Here is a 16,293-nt window from a genome sequence, read left to right on the forward strand (position 1 = left end):
GGAACCGGCCCTGGAGCGGCCGGGAAGCACCGGGGCCCGCAGGCCCCGGCACCCGGACGCGTGGAGCGAACGGGCCGACCACTGCGGGCCGGCCCGGCCGCGTCAGTCGGTCGCGCTGACCGCGTCGTCCACCGAGGTGTGGATCGGGAAGACCTTGGTCAGGCCGGTGATGCGGAAAATCTTCAGGATGCGCTCCTGGTTGCAGACGAGGCGCAGCGAACCCTCGTGGGCACGCACTCGCTTCAGACCGCCCACCAGCACACCGAGCCCGGTCGAGTCCAGGAAGTCCACGCCTTCCATGTCGACGACCAAGTGGTACTTGCCGTCGTTGACGAGCTCGACCAGCTGCTCCCGCAGCTTCGGGGCGGTGTACACATCGATCTCGCCGCCAACCTCGACGACCGTACGATCGCCGACTGAACGGGTCGACAGGGACAGGTCCACGGAACCTCCAGCACCTTGCCTTGCTACGTCATGTGCGATCCTCGGCCGGCCGGCCGCCACCGCATGGTCGCGAGCCCGGGCGCGCCCAGCCACGCGTGGCAAGCCTCGGCGCTGCGACCCACGGCCATCCGGCCGTCACGGCCACATTCAACCACCTGTGACCATGCCCGCACGATGGCTTACGACGATTCTCCGTCACGCCGGTGACACACTGGGTCCTCATGCCGCCCCGACACAGCCCGCCCGAGGCACTGCTCACGACCCTGTCAGCCAGCCGGGGGCGGTCCGACCGGCTCACCCATACGGAGCACCTTCCCGCCCGACCTGCACGTTATGCGCCATGGCCCGAGTCGATCCGGCCCGAGATCGTGGCCTCCGCGCTCGACGTCGGGGTGGAGCGACCCTGGGCGCACCAGGCAGAAGCGATGAAACTGGCCAAAAGCGGTCAGACTGTGGTGATCGCCACAGGCACCGCCTCGGGCAAGTCGCTCGGCTATCTGGCCCCGGTGCTCAGCGATCTGCTGGACGGCACCGAGGCCCGCAACGGCCGCGGCGCCACCGCGCTCTACCTCGCCCCGACCAAGGCGCTCGCCGCCGACCAGCGCCGCCGGGCCGCCGAACTCGCGCCGCCCCGGGTCCGGGCCGCCCTCTACGACGGCGACACCCCGCCCGAGGAGCGCGAGTGGGTCCGCCAGTACGCCTCGTACGTGCTCACCAACCCGGACATGCTGCACCGCGGCATCCTGCCCGCCCACGCGCGCTGGGCCTCCTTCCTCAAGGTGTTGCGCTACGTGGTCGTCGACGAGTGCCACAGCTACCGGGGCGTGTTCGGCTCGCACGTCGCCCAGGTGCTGCGGCGGCTGCGCCGCATCTGCGCCCGTTACGGTTCGTCACCCACCTTCCTGCTCGCCTCCGCCACCACCGCCGACCCGGCCGCCACCGCCGAGCGCCTGACCGGCCTGCCCGCCCAGGCCGTCACCGAGGACGCCTCGCCGCGCGGGCCGATGGTCTTCGGCCTCTGGGAGCCGCCGCTGACCGAGAACGTCGGCGAGCACGGCGCGCCCGTCCGCCGCACGGCCACCGCCGAGGCCGCGCACCTGCTGACCGACCTGGTCGAGCGGCAGACCCGCACCGTCGTCTTCGTCCGTTCCCGCCGGGCCGCCGAACTCGTCGCCCTCCAGACCCAGGACCAGCTCGGCCGACCGCTCGCCGACCGGGTGGCCGCCTACCGCGGCGGCTACCTCGCCGACGAACGCCGGGAGCTGGAACGCGCCCTGCACTCCGGCCGACTGCTCGGGCTCGCCTCCACCTCCGCTCTCGAACTCGGCGTCGACGTCTCCGGCCTCGACGCCGTCCTGATGGCCGGCTACCCCGGCACCCGGGCCTCGCTCTGGCAGCAGGCCGGCCGGGCGGGCCGCGAGGCCCAGGGGGCGCTGGCCGTCCTGATCGCCCGGGACGACCCGCTGGACACCTACCTGGTGCACCACCCGGAGGCGCTGTTCGCGGCGCCCGTCGAGGCCACCGTGCTCGACCCGGACAACCCGTACGTCCTCGCCCCGCACCTGTGCGCGGCCGCCGCCGAACTACCGCTCACCGACGCCGACCTGGAGCTGTTCGGGCCCTCCACCGCACCGCTGCTGCCGGTCCTGGAACGGCGCGGCCTGCTGCGCCGCCGCAGCGACGGCTCCTGGTACTGGACCCGCCGCGAACGCGCGGCCGACGCCGTCGACCTGCGCGGCAGCGGTGGCAGCCCGGTGCAGATCGTCGAGGCCGACACCGGCCGTCTGCTCGGCACGGTGGACGCCGCGGCCGCCCACACCACCGTCCACACCGGAGCCGTCCACCTCCACCAGGGCCGTACCTTCCTGGTCCGGGAGCTCGACCTGGAGAACTCCGTCGCCCTGGTCGAGCCGGCCGACCCGCCGTACACCACGGCCGCCCGCGACATCACCTCCGTCTCCGTGCTCGACACCGACACCACGGTTCCCTGGGGCGAGGGCCGACTCAGCTTCGGTTCGGTGGAGGTGGTCAACCAGGTGGTCGGCTACCTCCGGAAGCGGATCTCCACCGGGGAGATCATGGGCGAGAGCAAGCTCGACCTGCCGCCCCGCACGCTGCGCACCCGCGCGGTCTGGTGGTCCGTCACCGAGGACCAGCTGCTGGACGCGAACCTCCCGCTCGACCAGTTGCCCGGCGCCGCCCACGCCGCCGAACACGCCTCGATCGGGCTGCTGCCGCTGTTCGCCACCTGCGACCGCTGGGACATCGGCGGCGTCTCCGTCCCGCTGCACCCCGACACCGAACTGCCCACCGTGTTCGTCTACGACGGCCACCCGGGCGGGGCCGGCTTCGCCGAGCGCGGCTTCCAACGAGCCGCCGAGTGGCTGGCGGCCACCCGCGCGGCGATCGCCTCCTGCGAGTGCGAGCGCGGCTGCCCGTCCTGCGTCCAGTCACCCAAGTGCGGCAACGGGAACGAGCCGCTGGACAAGGCCGCCGCCGTTCAGCTCCTGGACATCCTGCTGGCCGGCGCCCCCGCGGCGACCGGCTCCGAGGCGGCGGACGCCGGGGTGGCAGGCTCCGAGGCGGCGGACTCCGAAGAGGCAGGCTCCGAGGCTGCCGGCTCCCGGCCAAGGTCCGAGCCGGACGCGGACGATGGACCACCGGTCGGCTCATGAGCCCACCACCGCCTCACCTGGCGCCCCGCCGAGGCCGTCCTCGGCGGCGGTGACCGCGGCCCGCACCGGTCCGGCCCGGGCCCTCGCCCGCGCCGGACCGACCGGCAGACGCACCGGCAGCCCGCCGACCGCCACCTCGGCCACCACCTCGACGGCGTCCCCCGCCCGGTCCACCGCGCAGGAGACCAGAGCGGCACCCTGCGCGGCGGCGATCCCGGAAGCCCGCCCGCACCCGCCGTCCGGGTCCAGCAGCAGTCGGTCCGCGGCCGCGAGGGCGGCCAGGTCGGCGGCCGACTCGGCCCGGTGCCGGGCGGCGACCACCGCACCGACCGCGATCGTCGCGGCGAAGACCGCCGTGCCCAGCATCGCCAGGGCGAGCAGCCAGACCGTCGCCGAGCCGGTGTCCGGCCCGCGCCCGCCCACCGCGGCCGCCCGGACGGTACGAGCACCCGCCCATCGCCGCGCCGCCGACCTCACCCCGGTCAGGACGGCCATGAACCACCTCCCCCCGCGACCCCCACGAGGGTGTCCTCCCTCGCCGCCACCGCGACCGCGACCAGCCGTACCGCGAGCAGTTCGCCGAGCCTGCCCGGCGCCGCGCACGGCGCGTCCACCTCGACCCGCACCACCTCGGCCGCCACCTCCATCCGCACCTGGGCCCCCGGCGGCGCGGCCGCGCGGGCGAGTTCGGCGGCGTCCGCCTCCCCGCGCGCGGCCGCTCTGGCCCCGACCCGGGCCGCGTCCACGCAGCGGATCTGCGCGGCCGCCGCCAGCACACCCCAGATCAGCATCGCCGCGAGCACGACGAGCGCCGGCAGGGCCACTGCGGTCTCCGCCGTGGCGAAACCCGCATCGCCGCGACGGCCCGGCCGCAGCGACCACGCGCGCCCGCCGCGACATCCCACCGCCCGGCTAGGTCGCATGAAGCGCCCGTTCCAGTACGTCGGTCAGCGCCCCCATGACGGTCGCGCTGGTCACCACCTTGTACAGCCCGGCCGCGAGAGCGCAGGCGGCCAAGGTGCCGACGGCGTACTCCGCCGTGGTCATCCCGGCGTCCGACCGGCCCCGGCTCCGCGCCACCCCGCGCATCCCGCGGGCCGCCCAGCGGCCCCTGCGCCGCCATGCCCCGAGCAACTGCCGGAGCGGGCGCCCGCCGGCGGGCCTCGTTGCGATCACTGCGGTCATGAATCTCTCCTGTCTCCGATACCGATACCTGTGCCGGCGGCATGTGTGCCGCGCGATCTCCGATGCCGACGACGCCGACGCTTCCGACGACGCCGATGCTTCCGACGACGCCCCGCCGTCGATCCGCCTGGCGCCGCCCCGCGTTCACATGTCCTGGGCGAAGCGGGTGGTGAGGCCGATGACGACCGGCACCACGCCGATCAGGACGAAGGCCGGCAGGAAGCAGAGCCCGAGCGGCGCGGTGGCGAACACCCCCGCCCGGCGGACCCTGGTGTGGGCCGCCCGGGTGGCCGCAGCCCGGCAACCCTGCGCGAGCCCGATCAACGGCCCAGCCGCCGGAGCCCCACCGAGGCTCGTCCGGACCAGGCACCGTGCCAGCGGTGCCAGCGACGGGTGCTGCTCGCCCAGACGGCTCCAGCACAGCTCCGGCGGTGCGCCCAGGGCCAGTTCGGCACCGATCGCGACCAACCGGGGCCCCATCGGCGCCCCCACGCTCCGGCCGACCGCCGACACCGCCGCCGAGGGCGAGGTCGCCGAACCGAGGCAAGCCGCCAACAGCTCGGCACTCAAAGGAAGTTGCCTGGCCAGCAACTCCTCCTCCAGGGCCGCCCGCCGATCCGTCGGGGACCGCGCCCGGGCCGACCACCGGTGCACGCCCACGGCCAGCAGCGCACCACCGACCACCCCGACGGCGCCGCCGAGCAGCACCGCCGCGCCGGCCCCGGCGCCGACCGCCAGGGCCACCCGCCGCCACCGCCCGCCACCGCCTGAAGCCGACGGCCCCACCCGCCTCCTCGCCTCCTCACCCGCCGACGCCCGCAGCCGTACCCGTACCAGGCCGAACGCCCGCCGCTGCCGCGCCCGCCGGTCCACCAGCACCACGGCGGCCACCACCACCGGCAGTCCGACGACCGCCCACTCGACGCCCCGCATCACCTCGACAACGCCTCCGCCCGAGCCCGATCCCGCGCCCTCACGCGCACGCTCATCCGGGCAATCCCGCAGCTCCCGCCGCCGTCACCTCCCCGCTCCCCGACGGCCCGCCGGGGAGCCTCCACCCCGCCCTGGGCGGCCGCCCGGACGATGCGCGCCGTCCAGAGCACGCCCAGGCCCTCCAGCGCCGCCCCCACCGCGAGGCAGCCCAACCCGGCCGACGTGTGCAGCAGGACGTCCACCGGCCGGGCCCCGAGTGCCGCGCCCAGCAGCAGCCCGGCGGCCGGCAGGGCGGCCAGGACGGCGATCGTGGTCCGCGGACCCGCCAGTTCCCCGGCGATCTCCTCCGCCAGCGCCCGCTCGCCGCGCAGCGCCTCCGCCACCCGGTCCAGCGCGACGGCCAGCCCCGACCCGCCGTCGGAGGCGACCAGCCAGCAGGCCGCGATCGCCGACGCCCCACTCCCACCCGGCAGTTCGGCGAGCAGCTGAAGCGCGGCCGGCACGTCCCCGCCGTACCGGCCCGCCGCGAGCCGCGCCACCGGCTCCTCGCCGAGCCGGCGCAGCCCGTCCGGATCGGCCGCGAGGCGCGCCGTGACCAGGTGCAGCGCCTGTTCCGGCGTCGCCCCGCTGCGCAACTCCCCTGCCAATCCGGCACAGAGCTCCACCACGGCGGCCGCCCGCCGCCCGGCCTCCACCGCCAGCGACCGCCGCAGCCGCCACCTCCGCAGCGGCAGCACGGCCGGCACGGCGGCGAGTACCGGCACCGGCGAGGACGTGACCCACCCGGCGGACAACCCGACTGGCACCACCAGGAGTTCGGGTGCCAGCCAACCGGGCGGTCGCAACCTGCGGCTCCCGGCCCCCGGCGGGCCCGGTGCCGGAACGGGAGGAGGCCCGCTGCCGGCCAGCACCGATCTGCAACGCCGCCCGCCCGGCAGCTGCTCCTGCACCGCGCGCCACCCGACGACGGCCAGCAGGCACAACACCACGGTCCAGAGGAACGCGATCTGACTGCTCATCACCTCAAAACCTCCCTGTCATCGGCCTTCCTGCGCTGCTCCCCGAGCAGCACCAGGGCGCCCGTCGCGCACCCGCCCAGCAGCAGGACGAACGTGAGCTCCGCCGCACGCGCGGCCGCACCCGCCAACCCCGCCACCGCCACCGCCACCGCATCGGCCGGCCCCGCCGTCACGTCGGCCCCGCCGCGAGCGACACCCCGCGCACCGCCAGCAGCCCGACCAGCCGGTCCCAGCCCGCCCCGGGTACCAGACCGCCCGCCGCCGGGAACTCCACCGCCGGCGTGGTGACGGCCAGGCCGTCGCGGCCGGCGGCCAGCGTGTGGATCTCCGCCACCCGGCGCCGCCCGGAGCCCGGCTCCCGGACCAGGTGCACCACCAGGTCGAGCGCCGCCCGGAGTTGGCTGTGCAGCGCGGGCCGGTCGAGCCCGGCGAGCGAGCCCAGCGCCTCCAGCCGCACCGGCACGTCCGCCGCCGTGTTGGCGTGGACCGTGCCGCAGCCTCCTTCGTGCCCGGTGTTCAACGCGGCCAGCAGGTCCGACACCTCGGCCCCGCGGACCTCCCCGATCACCAGCCGGTCCGGGCGCATCCGCAGCGCCTGCCGGACGAGGTCCCGCAGCGTGAGCTCGCCCAGACCCTCCTGGTTGGCCGGTCTGCTCTGCAACCGGACCACGTGCGGATGGGCCGGCCGCAGTTCGGCGGAGTCCTCGGCGACGACGATCCGCTCCTCCGGCCCGACCAGGCCGAGCAGGGCCGCGAGCAGGGTGGTCTTGCCCGTGCCCGTCCCACCGGACACCAGCAGCGACAGCCTGGCCCGCAGGATGCCGGCCAGCAGGCCGGCGCCCTCCGGCGGAAGGGCCCCGCCCGCCACGAGTTCGTCGAGCGTGAACGGCCGGGGTCGGCAGACCCGCAGCGAGATGTGCGTGCAGCCGGCCGCGATCGGCGGCAGCACGGCGTGCAGGCGGGTGCCGTCCGGCAGCCGGGCGTCCACCCAGGGCCGTGCGTCGTCCAGCCGCCGCCCGGCCGCGGTGGCCAGCCGGTGGGCGAGGCGCCGCACCGCCTCGGCGTCGGCGAACCGGACTCCGGTGGCCCGGTGCAGGCCGCCGCCACGGTCGACCCACACCTCGTCCGGACCGTTCACCAGGACGTCCGTGACGTCGGGCGCCGCCAGCAGCCGCTCCAGCGGGCCCGCACCCACCAGTTCGGCGCGCAGCGAGCGCACGGTGTCCAGGACTTCGTCCCCGCCGAGCGGCGGCCGGGTGGCCCGGAGCACCGCCGCGACCGAACCCGCCGTCGGGGCGGCACCCGACTCGGCCAGCCGCAGCCGTACCGCGTCCACCAGCGCCGCTGTCCGCTCCTCCCGGGCCGTGCGCCCGTACGGGCAGGGCCGGTGCGGCGCCTCGGGCGGCCCGCCGGGCGGCGGCACGCTCCGGAGCGACCGGTGCTCCCGCGCACCGTCGTCCCGATCCGGAGGCCCGCCCGATGCCCGTGCAGTGGGGCCAGTTCTCCGCAGACGGACCATCAGTACACACCTCCTCCGACCGCCGGCACCGGCGGCAACACCTCGTCCAGGAAGGTCTCGCAGAAGCGCGCGAGCGGGCCGCTCTCCCGGATCCCGGGCGGGACACCCTTCTCGACGTCGTCCGCGAGCCCGGGCTCCGGCTCCAACTCCCCCGCGAGCTCCAGCCGCAGCCCGCGGGCGATCCGATGGGCCGGGAGCCCGAAGGTCCGCGGCGATCGCACCACCGCGCGGACGTCCCCGAGCCGCATCCGGGCGGCCGCCGCGACCCGGTCGGCGGCGGCCACCGCGCGCAGCTCGGCCGGCACCACCAGCAGCGCCAGGTCGGACTGCTCCAGCGCCTGCCCGGCGGCCGCGTCGAGGTGGCGCGGCACGTCGACGACCACCAGCCCGCCGCGCCGCCGGGAGGCGGCCAGCACGCTGCGCATGGCCTCCGGCGGCACGGTCAGGGTGTCGCCGCGGTCCCAGGACAGGCAGGACAGCGCGGACAGCCGTTTGAGCGCCGGTAGCGCCCTGGCGAGTTCGGCCCCGCTGACCCGCCCGCGCGAACCGGCCAGATCGGGCCAGCGCAGCCCGCGGACCGCCTCGCCGCCGAGCAGGATGTCGAGGCCGCCGCCCAGCGGATCGCCGTCGATGAGTATGGTCCGCCGGCCCGCCCGCGCGGCCGTGACCGCGAGGGCGCAGGCCAGCGTCGATGCCCCGGCCCCGCCCCGGCCGCCGAGCACGGCGACGGTGAGCGCCGGGGAGCCGACGCCCTCGGCCGCGTCGGCGATCCGGTCGAGCAGCCAGGCCTCGGCATCGGGGAGGAACAGCACGTGCTCGGCGCCGAGTTGGACGGCTCGGACCCACACCCCGGCATCGTCCAGGTCCAGCCCGAGCAGCAGCACCCCGGTGCGCCGGCCGAGCCCGGCGCACCGGGCGGCCTGGTCGTCCCCGACCAGCACCAGTGGGGCGCCCTCCCAGACCTCGCGCGGCGGCGGCGCGCCCCGGATCAGCCTCGGTTCGGTGCCGGCGGCCGCGCAGAGCCGCAGCAGGTGCTCGGCCAGGCCCTCGTCCTCGGTGACGACGAGCGGGCCGGTGGCCCCGGGCCCTTCGGTGGTGGCGTGGTCGGCGATCGGCGTCGACATGGCGGGCTCCCCTCTGTGCCGCCGGCCGCCAGGGGCGGTCCGGGGCGCGCGTCGGACGGTTCCGGCGAGCGGCCGCCCGGCAGACCTCTGGGAGAGGGAGGTGAGATCCGCCCGGCGACCGCCGCCGACCATCACGGTGGGGGGAGATCCGGATTCCGTCATCCACGTTCCGAATGCCTGTGGACAACTCGTGGGCTGTGGAGGAAAACGTTCACCCGGGCGGGGGGCTATTCGGCAAAGAATTGACGATCGGGGGTCACGGAGATGAATCGGAGGCCCGTCGCACCCCGGGCCGGCCGCCCGCCGAACCGTCTCCCGGCGCCGCGCGGGCACACCACCGCGGCCTCCCGGAGCGCCAACCGGAACCAGCCGAAGAGCCATGGTCGGCCATGAGCAAACAGCGACACAGAGTGACGAAAGGTGGTCGACGGACCAGAGTGTCGACACCCCGTGTAAACCGCCGACGAGTCGGCCGCAGCATCCGCCGCGAAGGGCCTTCAAGCCCTGAAAATGGCCCCGGACGTGCGACGACCCCCGCCGGGGGGGAGAGCGGGGGTCGTCTATCCACAGCCCGACTCGGGGGGGAGGAGCCGGACCGGGTTAGCACGGTCGCGAACGATCCGTGACTTCCATGGTGTACCCGAGCGGCCAGAAACACAAACCCGCACGCCCACGAGTACACCGAATGGCGGCCTGTTTTGCGGCTCCCTCTATCCTCGGTTCCCGTGGACACCACCGAGAACGCCGACGACCGCGCCGACGACTCCCCGGGCGAGGCCACCGGGCCCGAGCAGCTCCGCTCACCCGCGCACCCCCGGGCGGGCGGGCCGCGCACGGCGGCCTTCTTCGACCTGGACAAGACCATCATCGCCAAGTCGAGCGCGCTGGCCTTCAGCCGCCCCTTCTACCAGGGCGGCCTGATCAACCGTCGGGCCGTGCTGCGCAGCGCGTACGCACAGTTCGTCTTCCTGGTCGGCGGCGCGGACCACGACCAGATGGAGAAGATGCGCGAGTACCTCTCCTCGCTCACCCGGGGCTGGAACGTCCAGCAGGTCCGCGAGATCGTCGCGGAGACGCTGCACAACCTGATCGACCCGATCATCTACGACGAGGCCGCCTCACTGATCGAGCAGCACCACGCGGCCGGGCGGGACGTGGTGATCGTCAGCAGCTCGGGTTCCGAGGTGGTCGAGCCGATCGGCGCGCTGCTCGGCGCGGACCACGTGATCGCTACCCGGCTCAAGGTCGAGGACGGCTGCTACACCGGCGAGATCGAGTACTACGCCTACGCCGAGAACAAGGCCGCCGCGATCCGGGAGTTGGCCGAGTCCGAGGGCTACGACCTGGCCGAGTCCTACGCCTACAGCGACTCCTCCACCGACCTGCCGCTGCTGGCGGCCGTCGGCCACCCGTCGGCGGTCAACCCCGATCGCGCGCTGCGCAAGGAGGCGCAGGCCCGGGAGTGGCCGGTGCTCGTCTTCGACCGGCCGGTGGAACTGCGGCGGCGGCTCCCGGAGTTCTCCGCACCGAGCGGTTCGGTGCTGACGGCAGTGGCGATCGGGACGGCCGTCGTGACCACCGGGGTCATCTGGTACCTGGCCCACCGGCGCCGCCCAACGGCCTGAGCCGCACGCCCCCGGACGCCCCCCGGACGCTGCCGGGCGTCGCCGGACACCGATGAACGCCACCGGACTCTGCCAGCAAATCGGTCATTCCACACAGACTTCTCATTTCGGGTTCCCCTTTCGCCCGAAACGCGATACAAATGAAGCACGGCCCGCGAGACCCGGTCAGGACCGAAGAGGTCAAACCGACAACGCAGTTAAGGCCCCACGGACCGCGTGTACAGATGACCGAGCACCCACATGCAGCCGACCCGCTGTCGGGCCGCCGGACCAGACGAACGGGCAGGATCCCCGTCTGATCGGCACTTCCGGTGCATGCATGGTCACCCGGGATCTGCACCAGCGGCGGCACCAAGCAGGATCAGGTGCCGCCGCATCTTCCTGTCCGGATCCTCGCGCCCGGATCCCCACGTCCGCATCCGCGCATCCGGGTCCGCGCACCCGAGGGCGCCTGCCCGGGGGGCCGCTCAGACCATTCCGCGCTGCATCGCCTCGCACACCGCCGTGCTCTCCCGCACGCCGAGCCGCAGCGCCCTGCCGCAGTGCGCGATCCAGGCCGCCATCCCCTCGGGCGTGCCCGCCAGATAGCCGGCCAGGGCCCGCCGGTAGGCGTCGGTGCCGAGTTCCGCCAGCCCGACCTCGGCCGGGCAGATCGACTTCGGGTCGAGCCCCTCGGCGAGCAGCACGATCCGCTGGGCGGCCCGCGCGATCACGCCGTTGTACGCGCCGAACGGCCGCAATGCGAGCAGTTCACCGTGCACCACCGAGGCCACCACGAGGGCCGGCGTCCCCACGCCCTGGCCCTCCGCGCGCGCCACCAGCAGCCGGGAGAGCTGGTCGAGCCGGGCCGCGACCTCCTCCGCGCCCGGGGCGGGCGGCAGCGCGGGCGGCGGCCCGTCCGCCTGGACGACCTCGACGCTCTCCACCGGCTTGAGCTCCAGCGGGAACAGCTCCTCGGCGCCCTCGCCCGCGCGGCGGGGCCGCCCGGCGGACGGTTCGCCGTCTCCGACGGCGAGCAGGTGCAACCGGGCCAGCACCTGGAGCGGCGAGTGCCGCCAGATGCTGAGCAGCTGGCCGGCCTCGGCGGCGATCCGCAGGGCCGCGCCGACGGTCCGGGCCTCGGCGTCCGCGCTGAAGTCGCTGCGGCGCCGGACCTCCTCCAGCGGCCAGTCCGCCCCGGCCAGCGCCGCCGACGCGCGGGCGCCGCGCAGCGCGGACTCGGAGGTGACCTCGGCCGCGCGGCGGCGCATCACCCGGTGGCCGTAGAGCCGGTCGACGGCCTTGCGGACCTCGGCCACGGCGTCGGGCACCCCGGGGAGCTGGGCCAGCGGGGCGAGGGGATCTGTTCCAGTGCTCACCTACCCGAGGGTAATGAACAGCCGGCCCCTCCCGGAACAGCAACCCCGGATCACCCGTTAGAGGCAATCCTCACTTCCCTCCGCCGGGGAGGCCCAAACCCCGGCTAGCATGGCCACTATCGGAGACGATAACTATTTCCAATTAGGGGCGCCTCGGCATGCGCGACCCCTGAGCAGGCGGCCCCGAGCGCGGGCCCAGAGCGAGAGCCGGAGTCCCAGATGAAGATCGCCTTCGTCGGCAAGGGCGGCAGCGGCAAGACCACGCTGTCCGCACTGTTCATCCGCCATCTGGCCGCCGCGGGCCGGCCGGTCATCGCCGTCGACGCCGACATCAACCAGCACCTTGGCCCCGCCCTCGGACTGACGGATGCTCAGGCCGGCGAGCTGCCCTCGCTCGGCGCGCACCTGCCGGAGATCAAGGAGTACCTGCGCGGCAGCAACCCGCTGATCCGTTCGGCCGACGAGATGATCAAGACCACGCCGCCCGGCCGGGGTTCGCGCCTGCTGCGGATCGTCGAGGAGAACCCGGTCTACGCCGCCTGCGCCCGCCCGATCGCGCTGGACGAGGGCTCGGTCCGGCTGCTGGCGACCGGCGCCTTCACCGAGGAGGACCTCGGGGTGGCCTGCTACCACTCCAAGGTCGGCGCGGTGGAACTGCTGCTCAACCACCTGCTGGACGGCCCCGACGAGTACCTGGTCACCGACATGACGGCGGGCTCAGACTCCTTCGCCTCCGGCCTGTTCACCCGCTTCGACCTGACCTTCCTGGTGGCCGAGCCGACCCGCAAGGGCGTCTCCGTCTACCGCCAGTACATGGACTACGCCCGCGACTTCGACGTGCCGCTGCGGGTGATCGGCAACAAGGTGCAGGGCCCGGACGACCTGGCGTTCCTGCGCCGCGAGGTCGGCGACGACCTGCTCACCACCTTCGGGCACTCGGACTGGGTACGCCGCCTGGAGCAGGGCGCCGAGCCGCCGCTGAAGTCGCTGGAGCCGGCCAACCGGGCCGTCCTGGAGGAGCTGAGGGCCGAGGCCGAGGCCGCTTACGGGCAGCGGGACCCGCGCCGCTACACCGAGCAGGCCGTGCTGTTCCACCTGCGCAACGCGGAGAGTTGGGCCAACGCCAAGGTCGGCGTCGACCTCGCGACCCAGGTGGACGACGCGTTCGCGCTGGGCGGGCTCGCGGCCGACGGCGAGCGCTCCACTCCGGCGGGCGCGCACGCCTGACCCCGCTCCACTCCGGCGGGCGCGCACGCCTGACCCCGCTCCACCCCGAACGGGCCGTGGCCCTCCCCCTTCGCCCGGGGAGGGCCGCGGCCCGTTCCGCATGCCCGGGCAGCCGGCACCACCAGCAGATTCCCAGCGGTTCGAACACCACCCAATGGGGTGAATCCGGGGGGTTTCCCCTTCCCTCCCCGAATGACGCTGTGCAAAGCTTTCATTACCCTCGGTTTACCGAGTCTTGATGGTCCGTCCCGACGGCCCTCGGCGAGACGTCCCGCACCTCGCCCAGGTCCCTGGCGGGCCCTGATGGTCAAGGTTCGGCCGGTGCACCCGTACTCCCCGCCGCGCCCACGCCATCCCGCCACACCGTCGCGACCCACGACAGCCGATCCGCCCCGGAGCCCCACCCCGGACTCACCGCCGGACCTGACTGCGTTCGTTCCCCCGGACAGACGGGAAGACAATGACCCTCGACATCTCCAGCGCACCCATCGCCTCCGACACCACCGACCACGCGCCACCGGGCCCCGGCACCGGCGCCCGCTGGGCCCAGGACCTCTCCGCCTCCCTGGTGGTCTTCCTGATCGCCGTGCCGTTCTCCCTCGGCATCGCGCTCGCCACCGGCGCCCCGCTCACCGCCGGCCTCGCCGCCGCGGCCGTCGGCGGCATCGTCGTCGGGCTGTTCGGCGGCACCCCGCTCCAGGTCAGCGGCCCCTCGGCCGCGCTGACCGTGATCACCGCCGGATTGATCGTCCAGTACGGCTGGCGGGCCACCTGCGCCATCACCCTCGCCGCCGGGCTGCTCCAACTCCTGCTCGGCGCACGCCGGGTGGCCCGGACCGCGCTCGCCGTCTCGCCCGCCATCGTGCACGGCATGCTGGCGGGGGTCGGGCTCACCATCGCCATCGCGCAGCTGCACGTCGTCCTCGGCGGCTCCCCGCAGAGCTCGGCGATCGCCGACCTCCTCGCGCTGCCGGGCCAGTTGGCCGGCCCGCACCCGCCCGCGCTGCTGGTCGGCACGGTGACCGTGGCCGTCCTGCTGGGCTGGCCCCGGCTCGGCCGACTCCCCGGCCGCGCGGGCGAGTTCGGCGCCCGGCTGGCCAAGGTGCCGGGCCCGCTGGCCGCCGTCGCCACCGCGACCGCGCTCGCCCTGGCCCTGGACCTGCGGCTCGCCCACATCGGACTGCCCGCCTGGCAGCCGCACGCACTCGTGCCCGCGCTGCCGCACGGCCCGCTCGCCGGGGTGCTGGCCGCCGTCCTCACCGTCACCGCCGTCGCCAGCGTGGAGTCGCTGCTGTCCGCCGTCGCGGTCGACCGGATGTCCCGGCGCACCGGCGACCTCGACCGCGAACTGCGCGGCCAGGGCCTGGCCAACGTGGTCAGCGGGCTGGTCGGCGGGCTGCCCGTCGCCGGCGGCGCCGTCCGCAGCACCGCCAATGTGCGGGCCGGCGGCCGGACCAGGTGGGCCTCGGTGCTGCACGGCGTCTGGGTGCTCGCCGCCGCGCTGGCGCTGACCGGCGGGCTGCGCCGGATCCCGCTGGCCGCGCTGGCCGCGCTGGTGCTGGTGGTCGGGCTGCAGATGGTGAGCTTCGCGCACATCCGCAACGTGCACCGGCACCGCGAGTTCCCGGTCTACCTGACCACCATGCTCGGCGTGGTGGCCCTCGGTGTGCTGTGGGGCGTCGCGCTCGGCGCCGGCACCGCCGTCCTGCTCGCGCTCTACCGGCTGACCCGTGCCCACGTGGACGTGCTGGCCGGACCGGACGGCTCGGTCACCGTCCAGACGCACGGGCCGCTCACCTTCACCGCGGTCCCCCGGCTGAGCCGGGCGCTGGCCGGCATCCCCGCCCACGCCGAGGTCACGGTGGTCCACGACGGCTCCTTCCTGGACCACGCCGCGTACGAGACGCTGCACAGCTGGCGGACGGGGCGCCAGGGCGCGGGCGGCCGGGTCTCGACGGTGACGCGCCGCAGGGACGACGAGGTGCTCGACCCCGACGGCACCGTCCGGGCGGGCAGTTCACCCGGCCCGCACCGCTGCCGGGCCTGGACGCCCTGGGTCGGCCACCACTGCATCGACCAGCAGGAGGACCCGCACGGCCGCCTGCTGGACGGCGTCCGGGTGTTCCAGCAGCACACCGCCCCGCTGATCCGGCCCGAACTCGCCCGGCTGGCCCGGGAGGGGCAGACCCCCTCCCAGCTCTTCCTGACCTGCGCGGACTCGCGGATGGTCACCAGCATGATCACCAACAGCGGCCCGGGCGACCTCTTCACCGTCCGCAACGTCGGCAATCTGGTGCCGGCCCCGTACGAGCCCGGCGCGGCCGACGACTCGGTGGCGGCCGCGGTGCAGTACGCGGTCGAGGCCCTGGAGGTGCGCTCGATCACGGTCTGCGGCCACTCCGGCTGCGGCGCGATGAAGGCCCTGCTGGACGGCGTGCACGAGCGCCCCGGGCCACCCACCGCACTGGCCCGCTGGCTGCGCAACGGCCGCGGCTCGCTGGACCGGCTCCGCCGGGCGCCCGCCGGGTTCGCCGCCCGGCCGGTGGTGGACCTGGTGGAGCAGCTCTGCATCACCAACGTGGTCCAGCAGCTGGACCAGCTGATGGCCAACCCGGCCGTGGAGCGCCGGGTCGAGGAGGGCACCCTGCGGCTGGTCGGGATGTACTTCGACTTCGCGACCGCGCAGGCCTACGTGCTCGACCGGGCCGCCGGGACGTTCAGCCCGGTCGAGGCGCGCGTCGAAGCGGCCCCGGCCGGGCCCGCGACGGGCGACACGCCCGAACGGGTGAATGCGGACGCCATGGCCCCCGTCGACGGCGGCGAGGAGGGCCCCCAGCTGGCCGCCTGAGAGCCGGGCCCGTGTCCCCGCCGGGCGGGCCGGGGCACGGGCCCTCCGGCCGCCGTACGGCCTGCCGCCCCCGAGGCGGTGGTCCGTACGGCGCGTTGTTCGACCGTCGGTCAAAGGTCTACACCAATAACCCGAAGCCTCTTGTCAACTGCCCCATTCGCCTGGTGAGCTGTGCGCTGGGACACACGGGACAGTCCCCACGCACGGGATCGTCCCCGATCATGACTCGATAGGGAGTGCGCGTTGAGCAACGAGAGCCTGGCCAACCTACTCAAGGAGGAGCGGCGCTTCGCCCCGCCGGCAGAGCTCGCCGCAGCCGCGAACGTCACCGCGGCG

13 protein-coding genes are annotated in these 16,293 nt (G+C 74.9%); 4 read left to right on the forward strand and 9 right to left on the reverse strand.

Annotation, left to right across the window (positions count from 1 at the left end; genetic code table 11):
* Positions 1–102: 102 nt before the first annotated feature.
* Complete coding sequence (gene bldG, locus ACIO5E_RS20165) at positions 103–444, reverse strand: anti-sigma factor antagonist BldG (protein WP_030240921.1); 342 nt, start codon at positions 442–444, stop codon at positions 103–105.
* A gap of 221 nt (positions 445–665) precedes the next feature.
* Here bldG and ACIO5E_RS20170 point away from each other — a divergent pair, with 221 nt between their 5' ends.
* Positions 666–3,119, forward strand: coding sequence for a DEAD/DEAH box helicase (locus tag ACIO5E_RS20170; RefSeq protein WP_400669531.1), 2,454 nt, complete (start codon positions 666–668; stop codon positions 3,117–3,119).
* Here the strand turns inward: ACIO5E_RS20170 and ACIO5E_RS20175 are convergent.
* The 7 genes from ACIO5E_RS20175 to ssd all read right to left on the reverse strand — a co-directional run bounded on the left by ACIO5E_RS20175 (position 3,114) and on the right by ssd (position 8,899).
* A complete protein-coding gene (locus tag ACIO5E_RS20175) occupies positions 3,114–3,614 on the reverse strand; it encodes an Rv3654c family TadE-like protein (RefSeq protein ID WP_400669534.1) in 501 nt (166 codons plus the stop codon). The genes ACIO5E_RS20170 and ACIO5E_RS20175 overlap by 6 nt on opposite strands.
* Positions 3,602–3,943: a TadE family type IV pilus minor pilin gene (locus ACIO5E_RS20180; RefSeq protein WP_400669536.1), complete on the reverse strand. Its 342-nt coding sequence runs from the start codon at positions 3,941–3,943 to the stop codon at positions 3,602–3,604. The genes ACIO5E_RS20175 and ACIO5E_RS20180 overlap by 13 nt, the downstream gene beginning before the upstream one ends.
* A gap of 88 nt (positions 3,944–4,031) precedes the next feature.
* On the reverse strand, positions 4,032–4,304 hold the full coding sequence (locus ACIO5E_RS20185; RefSeq protein WP_400669539.1) for a DUF4244 domain-containing protein: 273 nt from the start codon (positions 4,302–4,304) through the stop codon (positions 4,032–4,034).
* Between the two features lie 144 nt (positions 4,305–4,448).
* Positions 4,449–5,237: a type II secretion system F family protein gene (locus tag ACIO5E_RS20190; protein WP_400669542.1), complete on the reverse strand. Its 789-nt coding sequence runs from the start codon at positions 5,235–5,237 to the stop codon at positions 4,449–4,451.
* Positions 5,237–6,256 carry a type II secretion system F family protein gene (locus ACIO5E_RS20195; protein ID WP_400669545.1) on the reverse strand — a complete coding sequence of 340 codons (1,020 nt, stop codon included), beginning with the start codon at positions 6,254–6,256 and terminating at the stop codon, positions 5,237–5,239. The genes ACIO5E_RS20190 and ACIO5E_RS20195 overlap by 1 nt, the downstream gene beginning before the upstream one ends.
* Before the next feature lie 169 nt (positions 6,257–6,425).
* Positions 6,426–7,679 (reverse strand): TadA family conjugal transfer-associated ATPase, encoded by a 1,254-nt coding sequence (locus tag ACIO5E_RS20200; protein WP_400669548.1) that lies wholly within the window; start codon positions 7,677–7,679, stop codon positions 6,426–6,428.
* Positions 7,680–7,774: 95 nt separating this feature from the next.
* Positions 7,775–8,899, reverse strand: a complete 1,125-nt coding sequence (gene ssd, locus ACIO5E_RS20205) for a septum site-determining protein Ssd (protein WP_400669550.1) — start codon at positions 8,897–8,899, stop codon at positions 7,775–7,777.
* Positions 8,900–9,624: 725 nt separating this feature from the next.
* On the opposite strand from ssd, the gene ACIO5E_RS20210 reads away from it, so the two are divergent.
* Positions 9,625–10,524, forward strand: coding sequence for an HAD family hydrolase (locus ACIO5E_RS20210; protein WP_400669553.1), 900 nt, complete (start codon positions 9,625–9,627; stop codon positions 10,522–10,524).
* A gap of 467 nt (positions 10,525–10,991) precedes the next feature.
* On the opposite strand, the gene ACIO5E_RS20215 is transcribed toward ACIO5E_RS20210, so the two are convergent.
* Positions 10,992–11,882, reverse strand: a complete 891-nt coding sequence (locus ACIO5E_RS20215) for an oxidoreductase (protein WP_400669555.1) — start codon at positions 11,880–11,882, stop codon at positions 10,992–10,994.
* A 219-nt stretch (positions 11,883–12,101) separates the two neighbouring features.
* Between ACIO5E_RS20215 and ACIO5E_RS20220 the strand changes: the two genes are divergently transcribed.
* A complete protein-coding gene (locus tag ACIO5E_RS20220) occupies positions 12,102–13,109 on the forward strand; it encodes an ATP-binding protein (RefSeq protein WP_400669556.1) in 1,008 nt (335 codons plus the stop codon).
* A gap of 460 nt (positions 13,110–13,569) precedes the next feature.
* Positions 13,570–15,957, forward strand: a complete 2,388-nt coding sequence (locus tag ACIO5E_RS20225; RefSeq protein ID WP_400669558.1) for a SulP family inorganic anion transporter — start codon at positions 13,570–13,572, stop codon at positions 15,955–15,957.
* The last annotated feature ends 336 nt before the right edge of the window (positions 15,958–16,293 follow it).

Origin of the sequence: Kitasatospora sp. NPDC087314 (genome assembly GCF_044744365.1) — a bacterium.
Taxonomy (GTDB): Bacteria; Actinomycetota; Actinomycetes; order Streptomycetales; family Streptomycetaceae; genus Kitasatospora.